The organism is Paenibacillus sp. FSL R5-0713, from assembly GCF_037973325.1.
Lineage (GTDB): Bacteria > Bacillota > Bacilli > Paenibacillales > Paenibacillaceae > Paenibacillus.
In genome coordinates, this window is record NZ_CP150229.1 from 374119 (window position 1) to 395480 (window position 21362).

General features: G+C 48.5%; 17 protein-coding genes. 13 read left to right on the forward strand and 4 right to left on the reverse strand.

What is annotated here, in order from left to right; translation table 11 throughout:
- Positions 1-138: 138 nt before the first annotated feature.
- Positions 139-1044 (reverse strand): N-acetylmuramic acid 6-phosphate etherase, encoded by a 906-nt coding sequence (murQ, locus tag MKZ12_RS01835; RefSeq protein WP_339239164.1) that lies wholly within the window; start codon positions 1042-1044, stop codon positions 139-141.
- Between the two features lie 22 nt (positions 1045-1066).
- Entirely contained in the window at positions 1067-2029 is a 963-nt protein-coding gene (locus MKZ12_RS01840) for a BadF/BadG/BcrA/BcrD ATPase family protein (RefSeq protein ID WP_339258426.1), read from the reverse strand.
- A 360-nt stretch (positions 2030-2389) separates the two neighbouring features.
- Between MKZ12_RS01840 and MKZ12_RS01845 the strand changes: the two genes are divergently transcribed.
- The 7 genes from MKZ12_RS01845 to nagZ all read left to right on the forward strand — a co-directional run bounded on the left by MKZ12_RS01845 (position 2390) and on the right by nagZ (position 10695).
- Positions 2390-3742: an extracellular solute-binding protein gene (locus tag MKZ12_RS01845; protein WP_339258427.1), complete on the forward strand. Its 1353-nt coding sequence runs from the start codon at positions 2390-2392 to the stop codon at positions 3740-3742.
- 55 nt (positions 3743-3797) lie between these two features.
- On the forward strand, positions 3798-4721 hold the full coding sequence (locus MKZ12_RS01850; protein ID WP_339239167.1) for a sugar ABC transporter permease: 924 nt from the start codon (positions 3798-3800) through the stop codon (positions 4719-4721).
- A gap of 83 nt (positions 4722-4804) precedes the next feature.
- Positions 4805-5638, forward strand: coding sequence for a carbohydrate ABC transporter permease (locus MKZ12_RS01855; protein WP_105601619.1), 834 nt, complete (start codon positions 4805-4807; stop codon positions 5636-5638).
- Between the two features lie 272 nt (positions 5639-5910).
- Positions 5911-7020 carry a sn-glycerol-3-phosphate ABC transporter ATP-binding protein UgpC gene (ugpC, locus tag MKZ12_RS01860; RefSeq protein ID WP_339239168.1) on the forward strand — a complete coding sequence of 370 codons (1110 nt, stop codon included), beginning with the start codon at positions 5911-5913 and terminating at the stop codon, positions 7018-7020.
- A 48-nt stretch (positions 7021-7068) separates the two neighbouring features.
- Positions 7069-7779: a hypothetical protein gene (locus MKZ12_RS01865; RefSeq protein WP_339258428.1), complete on the forward strand. Its 711-nt coding sequence runs from the start codon at positions 7069-7071 to the stop codon at positions 7777-7779.
- The gene (locus tag MKZ12_RS01870; RefSeq protein ID WP_339258430.1) at positions 7779-8975 is read left to right on the forward strand and encodes a DUF1343 domain-containing protein; all 1197 of its coding nucleotides are present in this window, start codon (positions 7779-7781) and stop codon (positions 8973-8975) included. Before MKZ12_RS01865 ends, MKZ12_RS01870 begins: the two co-directional genes overlap by 1 nt.
- 31 nt (positions 8976-9006) lie before the next feature.
- Entirely contained in the window at positions 9007-10695 is a 1689-nt protein-coding gene (gene nagZ, locus MKZ12_RS01875; RefSeq protein WP_339258432.1) for a beta-N-acetylhexosaminidase, read from the forward strand.
- A gap of 205 nt (positions 10696-10900) precedes the next feature.
- Here nagZ and MKZ12_RS01880 read toward each other — a convergent pair whose 3' ends face one another.
- Positions 10901-12334, reverse strand: coding sequence for a serine hydrolase (locus MKZ12_RS01880; RefSeq protein ID WP_339258435.1), 1434 nt, complete (start codon positions 12332-12334; stop codon positions 10901-10903).
- 233 nt (positions 12335-12567) lie between these two features.
- Here MKZ12_RS01880 and MKZ12_RS01885 point away from each other — a divergent pair, with 233 nt between their 5' ends.
- Positions 12568-14541: a methyl-accepting chemotaxis protein gene (locus MKZ12_RS01885; protein ID WP_339258437.1), complete on the forward strand. Its 1974-nt coding sequence runs from the start codon at positions 12568-12570 to the stop codon at positions 14539-14541.
- Between the two features lie 269 nt (positions 14542-14810).
- The gene (locus MKZ12_RS01890; protein ID WP_339258439.1) at positions 14811-16007 is read left to right on the forward strand and encodes a DUF2087 domain-containing protein; all 1197 of its coding nucleotides are present in this window, start codon (positions 14811-14813) and stop codon (positions 16005-16007) included.
- A gap of 134 nt (positions 16008-16141) precedes the next feature.
- Here the strand turns inward: MKZ12_RS01890 and MKZ12_RS01895 are convergent, their stop codons facing one another.
- On the reverse strand, positions 16142-18142 hold the full coding sequence (locus tag MKZ12_RS01895) for a methyl-accepting chemotaxis protein (protein ID WP_339258440.1): 2001 nt from the start codon (positions 18140-18142) through the stop codon (positions 16142-16144).
- Between the two features lie 447 nt (positions 18143-18589).
- Between MKZ12_RS01895 and MKZ12_RS01900 the strand changes: the two genes are divergently transcribed.
- The 4 genes from MKZ12_RS01900 to MKZ12_RS01915 all read left to right on the forward strand — a co-directional run bounded on the left by MKZ12_RS01900 (position 18590) and on the right by MKZ12_RS01915 (position 21294).
- The gene (locus tag MKZ12_RS01900; RefSeq protein WP_339261277.1) at positions 18590-19294 is read left to right on the forward strand and encodes an AzlC family ABC transporter permease; all 705 of its coding nucleotides are present in this window, start codon (positions 18590-18592) and stop codon (positions 19292-19294) included.
- Positions 19285-19614, forward strand: coding sequence for an AzlD domain-containing protein (locus MKZ12_RS01905; protein WP_062837141.1), 330 nt, complete (start codon positions 19285-19287; stop codon positions 19612-19614). Before MKZ12_RS01900 ends, MKZ12_RS01905 begins: the two co-directional genes overlap by 10 nt.
- A 110-nt stretch (positions 19615-19724) precedes the next feature.
- Positions 19725-20522, forward strand: a complete 798-nt coding sequence (locus MKZ12_RS01910) for an NAD(P)-dependent oxidoreductase (protein WP_339261279.1) — start codon at positions 19725-19727, stop codon at positions 20520-20522.
- 115 nt (positions 20523-20637) lie between these two features.
- Positions 20638-21294, forward strand: a complete 657-nt coding sequence (locus MKZ12_RS01915; protein ID WP_339258442.1) for an SGNH/GDSL hydrolase family protein — start codon at positions 20638-20640, stop codon at positions 21292-21294.
- The last annotated feature ends 68 nt before the right edge of the window (positions 21295-21362 follow it).

A 21362-nucleotide genomic window follows, 5' to 3' on the forward strand; every position in this document is an offset into this window, starting at 1 on the left:
ATATGAATCCCCTATCTGTCATACAGGAGGGGATTTTTTGATGCCAATAATATCTGCTTTTCGTATAAAAAAAGCCCAAAAAGAGCCCAGACTGATGTCAGGCTCTTTCAACTTGAAGGACTATGCGCCCTGCTTGGTTCAGGAAGGACCGGCAATGGCGCTGCGGACAAATCCGTCAGCCAGATCCAGTCTTCGCTGTGCTTCCACGGCGTCCACACCAGCCATCAGCATGACGATTGCCGTTTTTACATGACCGTCTGCACCGGCAAAGGCCTGTTCAATGTCCGCCTCATTCGCTCCGGTTGCCAGATGGATCATGCGTTTGGCCCGATGGACAAGCTTTTCGTTCGAAGGATTCAGATCGACCATGAAATTACGGTAAACCTTGCCCAGACGAATCATGGCAGTAGTGGTGAGCATATTCAGTATCATTTTCTGGGCGCTGCCTGCCTTCATACGTGTTGATCCCATGACAACCTCCGGGCCGACAACGGCCTCGATGCTCACATCAGCCAAAAGGGTCATCGGCGTACCTGCGTTGTTACTCAGGCTGATCACCGTAGCTCCGATCTCCCTCGCGTGTCTCATCGCACCTAGCACATATGGCGTTCGCCCACTGGCTGCAATGCCAACTACGACATCGTTTTTGTCTAATCCATGTTCATCAAGGTCCGCCGCTCCCAATTCCTCACTATCTTCAGCACCTTCAACGGGGTCCTTCACTGCCCGGAATCCCCCTGCAATAATACCCTGCACCATGGAGGGTGGGGTTCCGTAGGTAGGCGGACATTCCGAAGCATCAAGTATCCCCAATCGTCCACTGGTGCCTGCACCTACATAGAATAGCCTGCCGCCAGACTGAAAGGCCTCCAAGATCCGATCCGCCGCTTGGGCAATGACCGGAATCAGGGGCTGGATAAGCTCTGCAATCCGTTGATCTTCCTTATTGATCAGTTCCATAATTTCTGCCGATGGCAATTCATCTATATGATCCGTTAGTGGATTGGGTTGTTCCGTTACTAATGAGTTCAGCATGTGATTCATCTGTACGGCCTCCTTCTCTCTTTTAGAATGATACATTCAGGGAACGGCATCTTCTTGCCAATAGTGCTGCACCTACCGATGGAGCAGGGGCATCTTCACGATATACAAATTCCAACTCTCCATAATATCCCGATAACTTCTGGATAAATGTATTTCGGAAAAGGGCTGCATATCGAAACAGCGACCCGGACAGGACAACCTGAGTAGATGCAAATTCGGGATGACGGGCAATCAGCGCTTTGGCGGTATCCGCCAATTGTGCGGCCTCATCGATGATCAGTGCCTGGGCAGCCTCGTCTCCAGATTCAGCTGCCTCTACAGCAAGGCGGGCGATGGATGCTGTCTCGCTTTTGCCCCAATTCGTCTGATAGACCAGCGACTTTAGCTCCGATATATCCCGAAGGTTCAGTTTCTTTAGAAGAAGCGGGGTTAAACGGGTTGGAGGAAGAACACCATCATAGCTCTGCATGACCACTTGGAGTGCACGTTGTCCAATACGATAGCCGCTCCCTTCATCTCCTAGCAGATGACCCCAGCCTCCTGCACGGTATCGTTTTCCTTCTAGCGTAAATCCGTACACGATGGACCCTGTTCCAGAGATGCACAATACACCGTGAGTATGTCCGAGAGAGGCCATCAGGGCAATCTCTCCTTCGGATACAACCCAGACAGGGCAGCTTTCTGATCCCTGTCGATTACGACTCTTCATATAGTTATTTACTGCGTCGGCTATAAGTTGCCGTTCTTGCACGGTATCTACACCTGACATACCGAGGCATATACCTTCACAATTTGTCGATAGATCACTTTTTAGATTGAATAGCTGTTCCAGCACTCGTTGCAGTTCGGAAAGGGCCTGTTCCAGGGGTACGCTGTGAGGGTTCGTGGGACCTCCGCTGAGCCGGGCGAGAATCTCGCCAGATTCAGAAATGATTGCTGCATCAGTATTGGTACCGCCTCCATCTACGCCAACATATACTCGCAAAGTGGCTCACCTCGATTGCTTGAGTTTTCTTTTTACATAGTATAGAGGCATAAAATGAAAAAGTAAAATTAAATTTTATATTAAAAAATAATGTTGAATTTTTATTTCAGAGCTCATATAATGAACTCAATCTACAATTTTGGAAGGAATTAATACTGTTAATGTCAACTAAGTTGACGTTATATTGCATTTAAGAGATTAATCCTGCGTATGTTCAGGTCTAATCCATAAGGGAGGTGCATTTTCCTTACTGCCACGCTCAGTAGTCTGTTAAGCCGTTTAAGGATGGATGATTCCAAAAGGGGTAGCATGGTTAGGCAATGCAATTATCGGGAGACGACACGCGAAGGAGATGAAGGGATGAAAAAGAAGGGTCTAGTGTGGGCAATGTTGTTGATGATGGTCATGGTTACTGCCTGCGGGAATAGCGGGGGCGCTGCTTCAGATGATCCCAATGCAGAAGATACGGTGACCGTATGGACGTATCCAGTACATGGAACATATGAAGATGAACTGAAGGATCTAATCGTTGATTTCAATAAGGAACACCCGAACATTACCGTGAAGACGGAAATGCTCTCCTGGGCGGAAGGGCCCAAAAAATTCGATGTCGCTCTGAATGCCGGGAACCCGCCGGATCTTTACTTTCATAGTGTAGACGGCACGTATGTGAATACAGGATTGGCACTTGAGCTGGACAGCTACCTGACACCTGAGATCAAGGACGATTATCTGCCAGGAACGCTTGAGTTAGGCCAGATTCAGGGGAAACAATATGGACTGCCTTTATATCAATTCCAATGGGCTTGGGGTGGTAACAAACGGATCCTGGAGGAAGCGGGCATTGACTGGAAATCGATTCAGCAAAACGGCTGGACCTGGTCCGAATTCAACGATGCCGCAGCCAAATTGACCAAAACGCTCGATGGCGGGGCTAAGCAGTATGCATTGGTTACGGATGGTACTTCGCTCGATTTCATTGAATTGTTATCCAGGAACAACGGCATGATCGATGTTCTTGATAAAGACGGCACGTTCCAGTGGAATGATGGTCGCATTCTGGATACTCTCTCTTTTATCAAAAACCTGATGGATCAAGGGTATATGCCGAAGGAAACAGCGGCTCTCGCTCCAGCGAAACGGACGGATATGTTCTACGCAGGGGAAACGGCGATCATCTCCAAAGCGATTCCTTATTATGATGTGATGATTCAGAACCGCAACAAGGATATTGATGATGGCAAGGTACAGGGGGAAAAGATTGATTTTGTCCTGTTGCCTGTACCGCATAACGATGATCAACCTGCGGCAACAACGATGGGCGGCGAAGGGTATGTAGCCTTCAAACAGAAGAAGGACAAAGGCGAGCAACATGCCAAAAATACGTTCCTGGTGATGGAAGCGCTCAGTGGTGCCAAAGCAGGGAACTCCGCCAATGAATTGGCTCTCCCATTTGTAAGACAGTCCCAGGTGGATCTGTTTAAAGGAAAAGAACTTGGTCAAGCCGATAATCTGGCTGCTGCGAAAGTCATGGCAGAGGATATTGCGATGCCGGTTGTACTGGAACTGGATATCGACAAAGCATCACAGCAAAAACAATTCAAGGAACAGGTAGTGAAGCCTAACATTCAGGCGCTGTTCTCAGGTGAGAAAACGCCGGAGCAGATCGCAGAAGACTTCAAGAACAAAGGCCAGCAGATGTTCGGACAATAACGTGGACAATCAAGCATAATGTATAACCACACTGATTAGGAGAGGAGGATTCGCCATGCAGACCGCCCTTGCGCCAAAACCGTCTGCGCCCCGGACTTCCCGGGCTGCCCGGTTTTGGCGAGATTACGGGTGGGCGTATTTGTTCATTTTGGCGCCTGTCCTGCTGTTTCTCATTTTCACACTGTATCCCGTACTAACAGCTCTCGTGATGAGCTTCCAGAAATACAACATTATGAATTCGACGTGGGTTGGATTGGATAACTACGAGCGACTGGTGAAGGATGAGACTTTCTGGAAGTCGATTAAAAATACGGTGATCTTCACTGTAGGTACAGTCCCAGTCAATATTCTCATTACATTTGTACTGTCCTATTTCATCTATCAGATGAAAAGTAAATGGCAGACTTTTTTCAAAGCTACGATGTATCTGCCTGCGGTAGCCTCCGGGGTAACGATCTCCATTGTATGGCTGGCGATCTTTGATCCAACCGATTCGGGACTGCTGAACCGCTTCCTCAGCCTGTTCGGCCTTGACCCGGTGATCTGGCTGGGCCAGTCGGGAACGGCACTCTTTTCCCTCATTCTCATGAACTGGCTCGGATCGCACGGGGCGGGCATTATTCTGTATCTGGCAGCCATGGGCGGTATTCCGAAATCGCTGTACGAAGCGGCGGATATTGATCATGCCAGCGGCTGGACCCAGTTCAGCAAGATTACATGGCCGCTACTCAAACCAACAACGCTGTATCTGCTCGTTACAGGTGTGATCACGTCTTTCCAGGTGTTTATCTCGGTATATCTGATGACACAGGGTGGACCAAACTTTGCGACAACAACGATCGCTTATCTGATCTACGAGACGGCATTCAAATTCTATGAATTTGGATTGGCTTCGGCACAGTCGTTCGTATTGGCGATTATCATCATTGTCATTTCCGTCATACAGTTCAAATATTTCTCCAGCGATATTGAGTATTAGAGGTAGTTCAACTGAAAACCGACCTTTTTGAACACGTACGATTAGAGCACGTTGCATTAAGCATCCGGGGGTGAATGAAATCCATGAAATCAACACAGAAAAAGACACTGCTCGTTGTTGCATCCATTCTGCTGGTCGTCTGGGCGCTGGTGACGGTCATTCCGATGTACTGGATGCTCGTCGGTTCGGTGCAGGATAGCGCGATGTCGGCGTCGTTTAAACCACAGATGATCCCGGAGCAGTTGTCGTTATCGCCATATGAGCGCTTTTTTGCCAAAACTGATGCCTGGCGCTGGCTGTACAATTCGCTGCTCATCTCGATCATACTGACCGTAACCAATGTATTCTTCGCCTCCCTGGCGGGATATGCATTTGCCAAACTGAAGTTTCCGGGTAGTCAGGCGGTATTCTGGACCCTTCTGGGGACCATGATGATTCCAGCACAGGTGACGTTAATTCCTTTGTACATTCTGATGGTCAATGTGTTTGATCTGGGGGATACGTATACAGCTATTATTCTGCCTGCTGCCGTCAGCGTAGGGAACATATTCCTAATGAAACAGTTCATGTCCACGCTGCCCACATCACTGATTCATGCGGCGCGTATTGATGCATGCAGCGAGTTCGGCATCTTCTGGAAAGTGATCCTGCCGATGGCGAAGCCGGGGATCGCGGTGCTGGCGATTTTCACGTTTGTCGCTTCGTGGAACGAATTCTTCTGGCCGTTCCTGATTACCAATTCGAATGAGATGCGTACGATTCAAGTGGGACTGGCCTCGTTCGTGTTTGCCGAATCAACCGATTTCGGCGCGATGATGGCGGGGGCAACAATAGGTGCCCTGCCCATGATCATTCTATTTTTCTCACTGCAACGTTACTTCTTGCAGGGCATTACAATCGGTGCGGTTAAAGGTTAATTCCTATATATGTTCAACTAGACATTTACACAATAACAGAGAGGACAGAAATAACCTGAAGAAGCGAAGGCGTTCGCCTTAAAGCTTTCTAAAAGAAAGCTACATCGGAAGCATAAGCTATCGCCGGATTTCCCCTTTCTATAAAGGAATTAAAGAAATCTGGGGGTAACAGCGATCGGAAGGTTGTTCTGTCATCGGAGTGCCAGTCTAAGGATTCTTTAGTTGAACTTATATAGTTCAGGACAAGCGACAACGTAAAGGGGGATCTACCTATGGCACGCGTGGAGTTTCGACAAGTGCGCAAAGAATTCAAAGACGATCATAAAGGAACGTTCACGGCTGTGGCCGGCTCAGACTTTGTTATAGAAGATAAGGAATTCGTAGTGTTTGTGGGTCCTTCGGGCTGTGGCAAGACAACGTCACTGCGGATGATTGCCGGACTTGAAAAGCAAACAAGCGGTGATATTGTGATTGGTGACCGGCTCGTTAACGATCTTCATCCGAAGGATCGGGATATCGCGATGGTGTTTCAGGACTATGCACTCTATCCGCATATGACCATCCGTGAAAATCTATCCTTTGGCCTGAAAAATCTGAAAAAGCCAAAGTCCTATATTGATGAACAGGTACAGAATGCGGCCTCCATTCTGGGACTGGAAGCGATGCTGGAACGCAAACCACGTGAGCTGTCTGGTGGTCAGCGCCAACGTGTGGCAGTGGGACGTGCGATCGTCCGTGATCCACAGGTGTTTTTATTCGACGAGCCACTGTCCAATCTGGATGCCAAGTTGCGGGTGCAGATGCGAGTGGAATTGGGAGAACTGCATAAACGTCTTGGTGCGACGATTGTGTATGTGACGCATGATCAGGTGGAGGCCATGACACTTGGAGAGCGCATCGTGGTTATGAATCATGGCGATATTCAGCAGGTGGCTTCACCGAAAGAACTGTACGCGAGTCCGCGGAATATGTTCGTTGCCGGATTTATCGGTTCCCCGGCAATGAACTTTATTGATGCACGGATTGACGGTACACAGGTTGTCATCGAGGGGGCCTCATTCACTTTGCCAGCGGATGTACTTGCTCGTCTTGAGAGTTATCAAGGCAAGCCGGTAATTATGGGGCTGCGCCCAGAGCATATTTTTGGTGATGATGTCGCTCCGAATATCCCGACAGACCATATGCTGCAGGCGCGGGTTCAGGTTGTAGAGCATCTGGGCTCCGAGAATTTGGTGTATTTCCATTCCGGTACCCGTACGGTTACGGCCAAGGTACACCCGGAAACACATGCTTATGTAGGAATGGACAAAAATTTTGTGCTGGACTTGCGTAAGGCACACTTTTTTGATCCAGAGACAGAGCTTGCGATTGGACGGGAGTAAAAGACCGGGCCGGGTGAAGAGGAACGGTAAGAAAGGGGAGAACAAAGAATGCGTAAGCTGAGTGAAGTGTTGGTCAAGTCAGGCGCAGAAATCTATCGAGACATTATTTCAGTGGCTCTGTACAGTGTCGTTAGCTCCATCGTATTGGTTCCCATTCTGATGTTTGCTCCGCTACCGATTGCGGTGCTGCTTCTGGCCTTGATATATATGCCCCTCCTGTTCGGGGTCTGTTATGCCATGCATCACAGGCTGGAACGCAAGGAACGCCGCAATGGGCTTAAGGATATCTGGCTCGGAACGGTGAAGGGAATAATCCCGGGAGGATCAGTGGGTGTGCTTTTCGCAGTGCTTGGTTTCATTCTATGGTCAACCTGGTGGTATTACGGTGGACAGGGTGGGGTTACAGGTACAGCGGTAGGCGTATTCCAGACGTTCTTTGTTCTCATGGCTGTGATGTCACAGTTCTATACCTGGCAGCTTGTTTTACAAAAAAACATGGGCATCCTTCAGGCGATGGGGGAAAGTGTCAAGCTGTTCTTCCGTCACCCGGGATACACGATGAGTGCCTGTTTTCAGGCCATGTGCCTGACTGCTTTGCTGATGCTGACTGTTGTTGGTTTCGGAGCACTGTTTGGAGGTATGTTTGCCATCTATCAGCATAAGGTGGCTCTCAATGTGCTGGAGCCTGAAGAGGAACCTGTCGTAACAGGCGGTAATGATCACCAGCATACAGGGTGGATCAGCCAGGGGAATGTGTAATGAGCCAGATGAATGGAACCGGGCAGATGCCGGCTGTAAAAACGGGGGTTGACCTTCTGTCGAGAGGGTTATCGCATCCATGGTTAACAGGTGCTCGAATCGGTCTAATTACGAATCCGACTGGAATTACAGCGGATTTTGTATCGACCATAGATGTGTGCGCGGGACTGGCTAATGCCGAGCTTACAGCGCTCTATGCCTGTGAGCACGGACTGGATGGAGAACTTCAGGCGGGTGTCAGATTCGGAGACATGCATCATCCACGTCTGGACATTCCGGTGTTCAGTCTGTATGGGGATCACAAGAGACCTACGCCTGCAATGCTGGCAGGAGTCGATACGGTCCTGTTTGACATTCAGGATGTGGGCGTCCGTTATTACACGTATGCCTCAACCTTGTTCCATATGATGGAAGTATGCGCTCGATCAGGCAAACGAATGCTGATTCTGGACCGTCCCAATCCATTGGGAGGGGACGTCGTGGAGGGCGGTGTGCTGAACGCTGGGTATGAATCACTCGTGGGTGCCTGGCGTTTACCTATACGTACCGGATTGACGGTAGGTGAACTCGCCCTGATGGTCAACAGCGAGATGGATGTACCTTGTGAATTGGACGTGGTTGCCATGGAAGGATGGCAGCGCGCTATGGAGTTTGCGGATTGTGGGCTTCCCTGGATGCTGCCCTCTCCCAATATGCCCACGTTGGACAGTGTGAGGGTATATGCGGGTACGTGCCTGTTCGAAGGCACGAATGTATCGGAGGGCAGGGGCACGACCCGCCCATTCGAGTGGATTGGGGCACCCTGGGTTGAGGGGAAGCGTTTGGCGGAACGATTTCGGGAATACGAGCTGGAAGGTGTGCATGTGCATCCAGTGTACATGTCGCCAACATTCTCCAAACATACAGGTGAGCTGTGTGGTGGCGTAAGGATCTTTGTAACGGACAGCAGGAAATTCCGGGCGGTAGAGACGGGGCTAGTGCTTTTGCATGAACTGGTGTCACTCTATCCGGAGCAATTCTGCTGGCTGGAGCCGCCTGAGCCGGGTTCGAGGTACTTTATCGACCTGCTGGCAGGAGGGAAGGCCGTCAGGGAGACCATTCATGACCGTACGGAATTCATTTGTTTAATGGAAGCGTGGAAGGTACAGGCAGCAGAATGGAAGGAGCGGCGAAAGCCGTTTTTGTTATATCCATAAACGGATGTTGGTTATCGGAGGGAGGCATGAAATGATTGGGCAAAAAAAGTTATACCAGTCTCGTCTGAAACAGATGACCTTGCGTGAGAAAGTCGGGCAAATGCTGCTTTGTGGCTTCAATGGCACTGAAGCTACTGGCGATGTGGAATCCTTTCTCAGAAAGTATCCCATTGGTGGGGTGATCTATTTTGCACGAAATGTTGAGTCGCCAGAGCAGGTAGAACGGTTATCTTCGGGGCTACAACAGATTGTCAAAAGCAGCGGACATGTGCCGCTCTGGATATCCATTGATCAGGAAGGTGGCATGGTTGCTCGAATTACCGAAGGAATCGCTCTGATGCCTGGACAAATGGCTATCGCCGCTGCCGGTTCCATCGACGATGCGTATCAGGCGGCATATATCAGTGGGTTGGAGCTGAAATCCATGGGCATTAATATGAACTTTGCTCCAGTACTGGATGTGAACAATAACGCAGTCAATCCGGTCATCGGTGTACGATCATTTGGTGAATCTCCACAATCCGTTGCAGAATATGGGGCCAGAACCATTGCGGGAATACAGGACGCCGGGATTGCAGCGACAGCCAAGCACTTCCCGGGGCATGGGGATACGGACACCGATTCTCATCTGGACCTGCCGATCATCACTCATGATCGTGATCGGGTAGAGCGCCTGGAGTTGATTCCATTCCGCGCCGCCATCGCCGAAGGTGTCGATGCCATGATGTCAGCGCATATTTATTTCCCTGCATTGGAGCCAGAAGGTCTGCCCGTAACGCTATCCCAAACCGTATTAAGCGGTCTGCTTCGCCAGGAACTGGGTTATGAGGGTATGATCGTGACAGATTGTATGGAGATGGATGCCATTGCGGTGAACTATGGCACGGTCGATGCAGCTGTGATGGCGGTAGAGGCCGGAGCGGATCTGGTATTAATTAGCCATACGTCCAAACTTCAGGCAGAGGCATTTGAAGCGTTGCTAGCAGCTGTGGAGAGCGGACGGATTAGCGAAAGTCGTATCGATGAATCAGTGACCCGCTTGCTGATGTACAAGGCGAAACATGGGTTGCTGGAGAATGAATTGCACGGTGCAGGCGATGAGGAAGTGATTAGTACATTCTCAAATATGACCTCCCCGGATTCATCAAAGGATCTTTCACATTCCAGCGGGTCTGAGCGCAACAGTTCATTACACCAAGAGGTTGCCCGCCGAATTAGCGAGAACAGTATTACGCTGGTACGCGATCAGCTGAATATGCTGCCTTTGAAGCCGGAACGCACGCTGGTCATAACGGTTGCCACGTCCGTGACGACGATTGCAGACGAACAGCTGAGTCAGACGTTCACCTTGGGCTCAGCTTTATCCAAGTATGGTCTGGATGTTGTTGATCGGGTGGTTACGCCCGAGGAAGTTGCCATTCGTTCCGCACGTCTGCTTCAAGCAGCGGAAGAGGATGGGGTTCGACAGATTGTGGTAGGTACCTACAATGCGGGAAGTCCTTCCGGTGATCCACAGTGTCGACTGATCGGCTGGTTGCAGCAACTGGGCAAGCCATTGGCAGTGGTGGCATTGCGAAGTCCCTATGATCTGCTCGCGATTCCGGGTGCACAAGTCTATGTAGCGGCTTACGAGAGCCGGCCACTTGCCATGGATAGCGTTGCTCAGGCGCTGATGGGACACATTCCTTTTGCAGGGAAGCTTCCTGTGACGATAAAGTAGACGGATGTTGAACGAACGAACGGATGGATGGATGCCTGGCAATGATGAGAATACGAGTTGCTCTGCCTTTTGCAGGATGGGAAAGAGATGAATGCTGGTTGAGTGAAGTGGAATCATGGGCCGTAAAAATAAAAACATATGCAGAGCAAAGAGACGATCCTTGATAGGACCGTCTCTTTGTTATGTGTATACAAATAATTATACATTATTGCAATTGCAGTGCTTGGGCTGTCTTGGCTTCAACTTCATCCAAAAGTGAAGTCATGTCCATACCTGCGTGGTTACCGAGCAGGATAATCGTGATATCATCGGACAGATTACGTGAAAAGGCTGTAGCGAACCCACCGCCACTACCGTTATGGAAGACGGTACGGTTGTTGCCGTTCTCTTTGAGAATCCAGGCGTAACCATAGTTTTTATCGGAGTATGGCTCATACATCTGTTCAATTGTATCCTGGCTTAGAATCTTGTCCGTATACAGTGCACGGTCCCATTTCAGCATATCGTCTACTGTGGAATAGATGGTGCCCGATCCGGATTGAGAAACATAATAAGGAGCAGTTACCCAGGCGTTATCTTGTTGAACAAAACCACTAATCGTATGCACTTTACGGGAAGCCTCTCCCGAATTTTTCATGCCAAGTGGCTTCAGTATCGTCTGCTGCACATAATCGGCGTAACTCATGCCGGATACCTGTTCTACGACGTATGCAAGCAGAACATACCCGCTGTTGCTGTATAGATATGCACTGCCTGGTTCAAACTTCAGCGTTTTGTGGCGAATCTCTTCTACAGTCTCTTCCATGGAAGTTCCTTCACCCCGACCAAATGCGGATGGCAGACCTGAAGTCTGGGATAACAGCATATGCAGTGTGATCTGATCTCCCTTAGGAATGCCGGAGATATACTTGGAGATTGGATCTTGCACATTAATCTTACCTTCCTCCACGAGACTCAAAATGGACGCGGCCGTGAAGGATTTGCTCAGCGATGCGATTCGGGTCTTCTGATCCGGACGATTCAGCGTCTGTTCATCGGCAAGGCCGTAGCCTTGTCTTAACAGGACTTCACCATCGCGGGCAATCAGCGCCATACCTGGATAGTTGATCTCGCGCAGATACGTATCTACGCTGGCAACTTCGCTGTTCAGCAGGCTGACTTGATCCGTGACCATATTCACGCTCATCTGACCCGTGGCTGTTCGTTGGACCTTAATGTCTGCCTTGATTGCATTGGCCATGGCCCGGACAGGCACCATCAACGTACCGTTAATGGTACGTGAATTCACACCTGTAGCAAGATCAACCTGATTTACCCTAATGGAATTACTGCCAGCCTGATGTACCAGCTTGTCTCTGCCAACGGTAATGGTAGCTGTCTTGGTGTGATTATCCCATTTCAAGGTGCCTTTAACGGATGTGACGACATCCCGCAATGGAACAAACGTTGAGCCTTTGATGATAAGTGGTGCGTTCCTCCAGGATTGCTGCTCACCATTCACTTCAATGTGAACTGCTTGCGTTGTCTGGGCTGCGGCTGCCGTGATACCGGCTTGTCCCAGAATCGGGCCTGCGCACAGGATGAACGCTAACAGGATACGAAACATGGATGAATATACTGTGGAAACAGGTTGTTGCATGTGTGACTTACGTAAGATGTGAATCCTCCCCTTCCAATCGTTTCATGAATAGACAACTTATGAGCATTGTAAACGATCTCGCCTGGAGGGTCAAAACGATTAAAGGATATAATTCATATCATCTGATCAGATTATTTAGATTAAATTTGTACCAATTTAGTATATATACATAATATTTTTACAGCGATTGTCCGATAAAAGGATGGGTGAAGATTATGATGGGGGATAGTTAAATGAAGAAAAGGATTCGAAACTGGTTTACTTTAACCGTAAAAAAACGCCTGATCGCTGCATTACTCCTGTTCCTGATTGTACCGAGCATTACCGTCGGTTGGTTGTCTTATCAAAAGGCTGCTGACCAGGTTAAGCAGGAAATTATTCGTTCCGCTCAGGCCAAAACGGAAATGCTTAGTCTGCAGATAAATCAAATGTTGGAAATGGAGAAGGATAACGCGGCACAGATGGCGGCGGGTATGACTTCAAACGATATTATTAATCAATCCCCTGCGCTGCAAAGGCAGATGGATCGGATGTCTCAGAGTCATAAGGAATTGGGGGTACTCACCGCAGGTGCGGAAGATGGCAGCTGGATGAAATCCCCACAATCCGAGGAACAGAATTATGATCCTCGTGAACGTTCATGGTATAAGATGGGCATGTCTCAGGATGTACCTGTAATCTCGGATACCTTCCAATCGGCTTCTACGGGTGAATGGGTTGTGACCGCAGCGGTCAAGCTGGCTGACGGCAAAGGGGTATTCGGGGCCAATGTCAGTCTCAATCATCTGAAAGAATCCGTTGATCAGATTCGCATCGGTAAAGAGGGAAAACTGTACATGCTGGATAACGGGGGTAAATTCCTGTTCCACTACAATGTAGAATCCGGTACACAATCAGATGAAAGCTATATTAATGAAATGTATACGAAAGACAGTGGAACCGTGAAGTATACATATGAGGGTCATGAAGTGGAAGCAGTGTATTTCACCAATCCGGTGACAGGCTGGAAAATTGTTGGCGAGATGGTTCCTTCGGAAGCAACGGAAGCCGTCATGCCTATTCTGATCCGGTCAATTACGATCGTGGCATCTGCAATGGTTATCGGGTTGATTCTGCTTGTTTTTATTATCCGCAGCATTCATCGGCCATTACTACAACTAACACAGGCAGCATCGCAAGTAAGTGCAGGCGACCTAACCGTTCGTGTAGGCTTGCAGCGCAAGGATGAGTTCGGACAGCTTGGAGAGAGCTTCGATATGATGACGACTTCACTGCGTAGTGTACTTGGAGAGGTGCATGATACTTCAAGCCAGCTGGCAGCATCTTCTGAAGAGCTCATGGCAAGTTCCGAGCAGACATCCAAAGCTACAGAGCAGGTTGCTGAACTGATGCAGGATGCAGCTGCAGGAACAACTTTGCAGAACAATAGTCTCGCTGCTACAGGCCAACTCGTTGGAGAAATGTCCATTGGAGTCAAAGAGATCTCATCCAGTGCTGAGGACACCGCTCGTATCGCTCTTGATGCTTCCACCAAGTCGGAAGCGGGTATGGTTACCGTGGAAGAAGCGGTTACCCATATTCAGCAGGTGAATGACGAGAGCAAGGCCATGTCTGTGGTCATTGAGGATCTGCGCGCGAAAAATGAAGAGATTCTTGTGATTGTGGCCGAGATTACGGCCATTGCCAAGCAGACGAACATCCTCGCATTGAATGCGTCCATTGAAGCTTCAAGAGCTGGCGAGCAAGGAAGAGGATTCGCTGTTGTAGCCAACGAAGTGAAAACATTGGCTCACAGTTCAGGCGCTTCAGCAGAGCGCATTAATGAGCTTATGCACGAAATGCAGGAGAAAACCAATGCAGTGCAATCGACCTTTGCCCGTACGGGAGAAGGTATGGTGAAGAGTTCGCAGATGGTTACCGAAGCGGGCGAAGCATTCCAGAACATTCGTACTGCGGTTCAGTTGGTGGCTGCACAAGCTGGAGAAGTATCCGCGGCTTCCCGTCAGATTGATGGCGGCATGAGTCATATCAACAAGGCGGTAAGTGATACAATGGTTCTGTCGGACAGAATTGCCTCTGGAACGGAAGATGGATCGGCGGCAGCTCAAGAGCAACTGGCCACCATGGAAGAGGTTGCAGCATCTTCGGCAGCATTGTCACGTATGGCTGAAGATCTGCAAAGCATGATTGAACGGTTTAAGTTGTAACAGTGATGATACTGGAAAAATAAGTGAAGATACATGTTTAGGGAAGGAGCTAAAATGCCCTTTCTGCGATGAGACTGCAGGGTTACGACCCTGCGGTCTTTTTTTGTTAAACAAGGGGTGACCGTGATGTCCTTAAACACAGTGTCCTTTTCAAAAATGTTGACATATTACAAACAAAATAATAATATGTCTATAAATGAACAAACATAAATATATTAAGTTAAATATTATTCGGTTAAAATGACCATAACAATAAAAGGAGTTTTACCATGAAATCATCAGAAACCTGGTTGCAAACCGCTTCATTGGAAGAGATCAAGCGTGGTTATCTGGAGGAAGGTCCCGTCTATGTATGCGTCTGCTGTGGATACAGGACGGAAGCGGGGATTATCTACCCCGAAGAAGGGGTGCTCTATGAGGCAGTCCGTTATATGCGTGTGCATATTGAAAAGGTGCATGGGTCAGTATTTGAGTACTTGCTGGAGCTGGATAAAAGCGTAACCGGATTGTCTGATGTCCAGCGTGGTTTGCTGGCTCAGTTTCATGAAGGCAAGAAGGATGCTGAAGTACAGAAAGCCCTTGGTATTGGGAGTGCCTCCACAATCCGGAATCATCGGTTTGTATTGAAGGAGAAGGAACGGCAGGCCAAGATATTCCTGGCATTAATGGAACTTCTCAAAAGCAAGGATACCCAGGCTCCAGCCGAATGGGTGTCACCGGTGACAAGACATGAGCATACGATCCATCCTGGCTCATTTGATATTACAGAACAGGATCGGCAGAAGGTGCTGAATAAATATTTTCCGGAGGGTACTGGTGGTCCACTGACGACGTTTCATATGCAGCAAAAGCATAAATATATCGTGCTCACCGAGATAGCCAAACGATTCGATCCAGAGCGCCAATATTCCGAAAAACAGGCCAATGAGCTGCTGAAGGAAGTTCATGAGGATTACGTGGAAATACGGAGGTATCTCATCGACTATGGTTTGCTCAAGCGTGAGTCAGACGGCAGTCAGTATTGGTTGGGAAGCCGCACAGATGAACAGAGTGCCGGAGATGGAAAACAGGAACGCAAAGAAAAGGGGGAGCAGGAGAAGATGAATCGTCGCAAAGAATTGCAGGAACAGGCGAAGGAAGTCAAAACGGAAGCAGGTGTCTACCAGATTCGGAATGAACGTAACAACAAAGTCTATATCGACAGCACGCTTAACTTGAAAACCATTAACGGACAACGGTTTATGCTACAGATGGGTAGCCATCTGAATCGGAGGTTGCAGGCTGAATGGAATGAATATGGAGAAAATGCGTTTGTGATCGAAGTCTTGGAGACATTGAAGCCAGATGATAACCCATATTACGATCCCAAAGATGCACTCGCCAAATGTCTGAACCGTTGGTTTGAACAGTTAGAGCCCTATGGAGATCAAGGGTACCACGGAGATAAAAAGCCATCTGCTGAATAAGCGGGACAGGTTCCTCTTTAAAATGCCTGACCTATTGTAACCCAAAGCCCCTTTGCCAATATGATGGCAAAGGGGCTTTGGGTGTTACAGACTACCTATTATATAAGTTGAACTAATCTTTTACACGATAACGATTACAGCTTGAATTGTTCCACCAGCTTCTGCAGCTTGTGAGCCAGATGAGCAAGGGAATCAGCAGAGGAAGATATCTCCTGCATGGAAGCCACTTGCTCCTCCGTAGCAGCGGAGATGTTCTCTGTTCCATCGGCATTGGTTTCAGATATCGCGTGGATCTGATGAATGGATTGCACTACTTCGGCTGTACTTGCAGACATCTGCTGTGAGGCGGCTGCAATGTTCTCAAGCTGATGATTGACGACCCCGACAGCCTGACTAATCTGGGCAAAAGCTTCATCTGCAAACTGAACAGCACGAATGCCATTGCTTACATCCTGTTGCCCGATCTGTACATTGTGATTGGCCAATGAAATCTCCTGTTGAATCGCTCCAACCATCTCTACAATCTTCTGGCCGGACAGGCTGGATTGTTCTGCGAGCTTGCGAACTTCGCTGGCAACAACGGAGAAGCCACGTCCATGCTCACCTGCACGTGCTGCTTCAATAGAAGCATTGAGAGCAAGCAAATTGGTTTGTGCAGCGATATCTGTAATGACAGATACCATCTCACCAATGGATGTGGAATGCTTTCCAAGTCGTCCAGCAGTATCTGCCATACCTTGTACAAAGCGACTAACGGAACTCATCTCGGATACGGCCGTCTGCATGGTTGCATTCCCTTTATCCGCGAGCTCACTTGCTTGCATGGCAGCTTCGGATACTTGCTGTGTGCTGTTCGTTACCTGCCCCACACCTCCAGCAAGCTCATTCATCTGCTGTGCCGTATGCTTCAGGCTGCTGGTTTGTTTCTCAAGTCCAGCTGCAGATTCTTCCGTGATCAGGGCAACTTGCTCTGTGGCTTTGGTTGTCTCGGATGAATTGACTGCCAACTGTGTGGAAGAGGTGGTTAACTCGTCAGCCGTGTGTCGCACGTCCTGAATAACGGTTCGCAAGGATTCACTCATCTTATTGAAACTGGTGCTCAGCTTGCCGAATTCATCCTGTCCCAATACAGCAACCTCGATGGTCAGGTTACCATTACTAATCTCGTCAGATGCCTTCACCAAGCGGTTCAGCGGTTTGGTGATGGATTGCACAATCCAGAATATAATGATGGAGCTTACAGCGATCGCAATCGCAATAACGATAAGTGTGGTGTACAAGATAGGCCGGACAGATGCCGTTACTTCACCACTATCAATGACACCGACCACGGTCCAGCCTGTCGTTTCATTAGTGGAGAAAAAGGCGTGTTCCTGGTTTCCGTTTAGCGTATAAGTCAGACTTCCGTTCTTCTGTGCAAAAATATCTTTATAGGGTTCCATGGTTCCTTCGGTTCCCGGTTTTTCGGTAGGATGTACAATGATTTTGTTGGCATTATCAATGATATAGACATAACCCTTCTCACCGATCTTTGTGGAATTAACCGTCTGGGAGAGGGCCTCAAGCGAAAGACTTACAGAGACGACACCGTGTCCATCTGCCGAGGTCTGAGCTACCGAAGCAACAACATTGCCGGTATTGCTTGATATGTAAGGGGTGATTACGGTAGGGACATCCTTGTTCTGCGTAGCAGCCTGATACCACGGGCGTTCGCGCGGGTCGTATCCTTCTTTGTTCACCGCAGTTACAGGGGAGTTAATATACACGCCTTGATCTGTGCCGATGGAGGCAAGTTCCACGTCATCATGGGTTTCCTTATACGCGTCAAGCAAGGTACGTATGGTATCCGTCTCGTCACCTTGGTTCGGTCCAACATTGCCTGCATCCAGCTGACTTGCCAAGAAATCAACATTCTTACGTGTTGCGCCAATGATCTGATCAATGGTCTGGTTGAGCACAGTAACATTGCTAATTGCGTTCTCATACATTTTCTCTTCGACCTTGGCCTCGGCAGTTTGGAACGAGATAATGCCCAGACTGATTGTGGGAATGAGTAGAACAATGGCAAATGACAGAATCAGTTTCTCTCTCATCTGCAGCGTTCTTCTGGCCCTTTGTTTATTAATCTTCTTCATACACATTCCCCCTCTGTGTAACCCATCCCTATGTCTGGTGGACAAGTCAATCTGGTAAAAGATAGTTCATTCCATCCTTTCCAGATGTTTCTGGTGCTATCGTATGACAAAATTCGAGTTTATTCAACATTATTTATGAGTTTTATGAAAATATTTTTCGGTTTTATAGGTATTTAGGATTACATCTGTTCTATAAAAAAGAATCTGTCTCTCCCTTAGTGCACATCTTGTGGTATATTTCTAAATTAATGTGAAATGAAATTTTGCAAATTGCGAAATCCACAAGGCATGTAACTGATCATGTTGAATACACAAAGAAGTTGTTTTCATGAAAAATGGACCTGGATGGATCTACATCCATATATATCGGTTGATGGAGACAAAAATTGGAGAGGGGTTGTACCGCAGTTGGACCAAAGTACACTACAGATATCTGGACAGGAAAACATGAAAGAGGCCCAGGATCATGCTACATTCATGCAGGGGGTCAAAGATTGTATCCCAACCTTGCTTGGTTATTTGAGTATTGGTTTTGCAGCGGGTGTCATTGAAATGACCGCAGGTCTGAGTCTGGCGGAAACGGCGCTGCTCAGCCTGATTCTATATGCAGGATCGGCCCAGTTCATTGCGGCGGGCATGCTCGCATCGAATGGGTCAGCAGTAGCTATCATATTCACCATATTTTTTGTGAATCTTCGTCATTTGCTACTCAGCGCAGCTGTATCACCGTATTTTCGGCATCTGACCCCGCTTAAAAATATGTGGATCGGTTCATTGCTTACGGATGAGTCTTTCGGCGTGGCGATGACACGGGCGATTGGTAGGGAAAGGCTTAGCGAACGGTGGATGCACGGTCTGAATATTACCGCATATCTGAACTGGTTCGTGGCTAATATGGCGGGAGCGTACTTTGGACGCTGGATCACCAATCCGGAACGACTGGGTCTGGATTATGCCCTGCCTGCGATGTTTATTGGACTGGTTGTACTCCAATTGGTGCATCGTAAAAACAAAAAAATACATATCAATGTGGCGATCATCGCTGTGGTCTGTGTAATCTTCGCCAGCATGGCTTCACTAGGCAGCATGAGTGTCATTGTGGCTGCGGTCATTGCGGCAACGTTGGGAGTGTTCATGGAACGATGGAAGTAAGATGGGATGTATTCTGGATTATTATGGGGTCGGCGCTGTTAACATTTATCCCGCGTGTACTGCCACTGATGCTGTTCAGCAAGATACAGATTCCCATGTGGTTGTTGCGTTGGCTGGAGTATGTACCCGTAGCGGTCATGGCAGCATTGATTGGTCAGGAACTGTTCATGTCGGACAACCAGTTGGTGCCGATTACGCATAATGCAGCTCTGTGGGCTTCCCTGCCGACGATTGCAGTAGCGATCTGGACACGCAGTCTGCTTGGAACCGTACTGGTCGGTATTGTGGCTATGATGATTTTGCGATATTGGATCGGATAATAGCTTGGTTGTATTATAACATCCGGTAATTTCCTCCCCTGATCGGTTAATACTGTTCTATAAAGGACAGATAGCCTATCTGAGCGAAGGGAGCTGGATTCATGAGTAAACTGAAGCGCAAGCTGTTAATTACGGGAGCTGCCGGAGTCATTGGTCGCAGTCTGTTGGAGGGGCTGAGAGCCAAGGGGACGTATGATACCGTTGCAGCGGATCTGCGTGAGGATGAGGAAGCTGGCATTGTAGCCATGGATGTGACAGACGGGGAACGTCTTAAAGAACTGATGCAGGGGGTTCACACCGTTCTGCACATTGCATGGGCTAAGGATGAGGAAGATTTTCTGGGCAAAGTTCTACCGATCAACGTAACCGGGGCCTACCATGTGTATGAAGCAGCACGGTTGAACGGTGTTCAGCGAGTGATCTTTGCAAGTTCCAATCATGCGACAGGATTCTATCCTACAGGTGAGGATATTGAAGTGGATGATCCGTACCGACCGGACAGCTTCTACGGACTTAGCAAATGTTATATTGAACTGCTGGGACGTTATTATGTCGACAAATATGATCTGTCCTCCTTCAATATTCGGATTGGAAACTTCTCTGGTGATACATACCCGCACTCGCAGCGCTCGGCTCATATTTGGATCTCACCAAGAGACATGGTTCAGCTCGCTGAATGCTGTATTGAAGCGGATTCGGATATGAAGTATTTGAATCTGTATGGAACCTCGGCGAATACAGACAATTACTATGATATTGGCTATCTGGCTCAGAAGATTGGATACATTCCACAGGATGATGCGGCCGAGCTGTGGGAAGAGGCAAAACTTAGGGGCGTACCCGATAAACAGGATGAGACCGCCTTTCAGGGCGGAGGCCACGTGGAGAAGGAACCGAAGGATTCTTAAGAAGGCCACACTTTGTGATGAAAACGCTATTTTCTATTGTAGCCGAAAGGGATAAAATGGAGACTGAGGTGTTCAGTGTTTCCATTTTGCACAAGAGGAAGGAACGATTTCAATTATGAGTACAAGTCCATCCGTTATATTGTTTCAGGGAGACTCGATTACAGATGGGGGAAGATCACGCAATGATGATCCGAATCATTTTCTCGGACACGGATATGCGTATCTGATCTCCAGCAAACTGGGTATGGAACTGGCGGGCAAACATAAGACCTTCTATAACAGAGGCATCAGTGGGGATCGGGCATCTGATCTGTACGCACGCTGGAATGAGGATACCATTAGTCTAAAACCGGACCTGATCAGCATCCTGATTGGGGTGAATGATGCTTGGCGCACGATGAATGGTGAACCTAGCGGGGTAACGGATCGTTTTGGACGGGCGTATCGCCATTTGCTCGAAGAAACACGGGAAGTGATGCCGGATACGGGGCTGGTTTTGATGGAGCCGTTTATTCTGAGAACCGGAGCGACCGCGGAGAAATGGGATGCCTGGGAAGCGTATATCGGTCAATATCAGAAATTGGCTCAAGGTCTTGCGGAAGAATTCGGAGCGGTGTGGGTGCCATTGCAGCAGACGTTTAATGATGCTCTGGAGCAGGCGGATGCAGCGTACTGGTTATGGGATGGCGTACATCCAACTGCGGCAGGTCATGAGCTGATTGCACGCCAATGGTTGTCTGTTGTACAGAATTCTCCGCTTGCGATTGTGTAACAACAGACAGTTGCGATATGGGCAGCAGCGTTAAAGGGTTTCAGAATTAGTTGATGATATAAAATAGT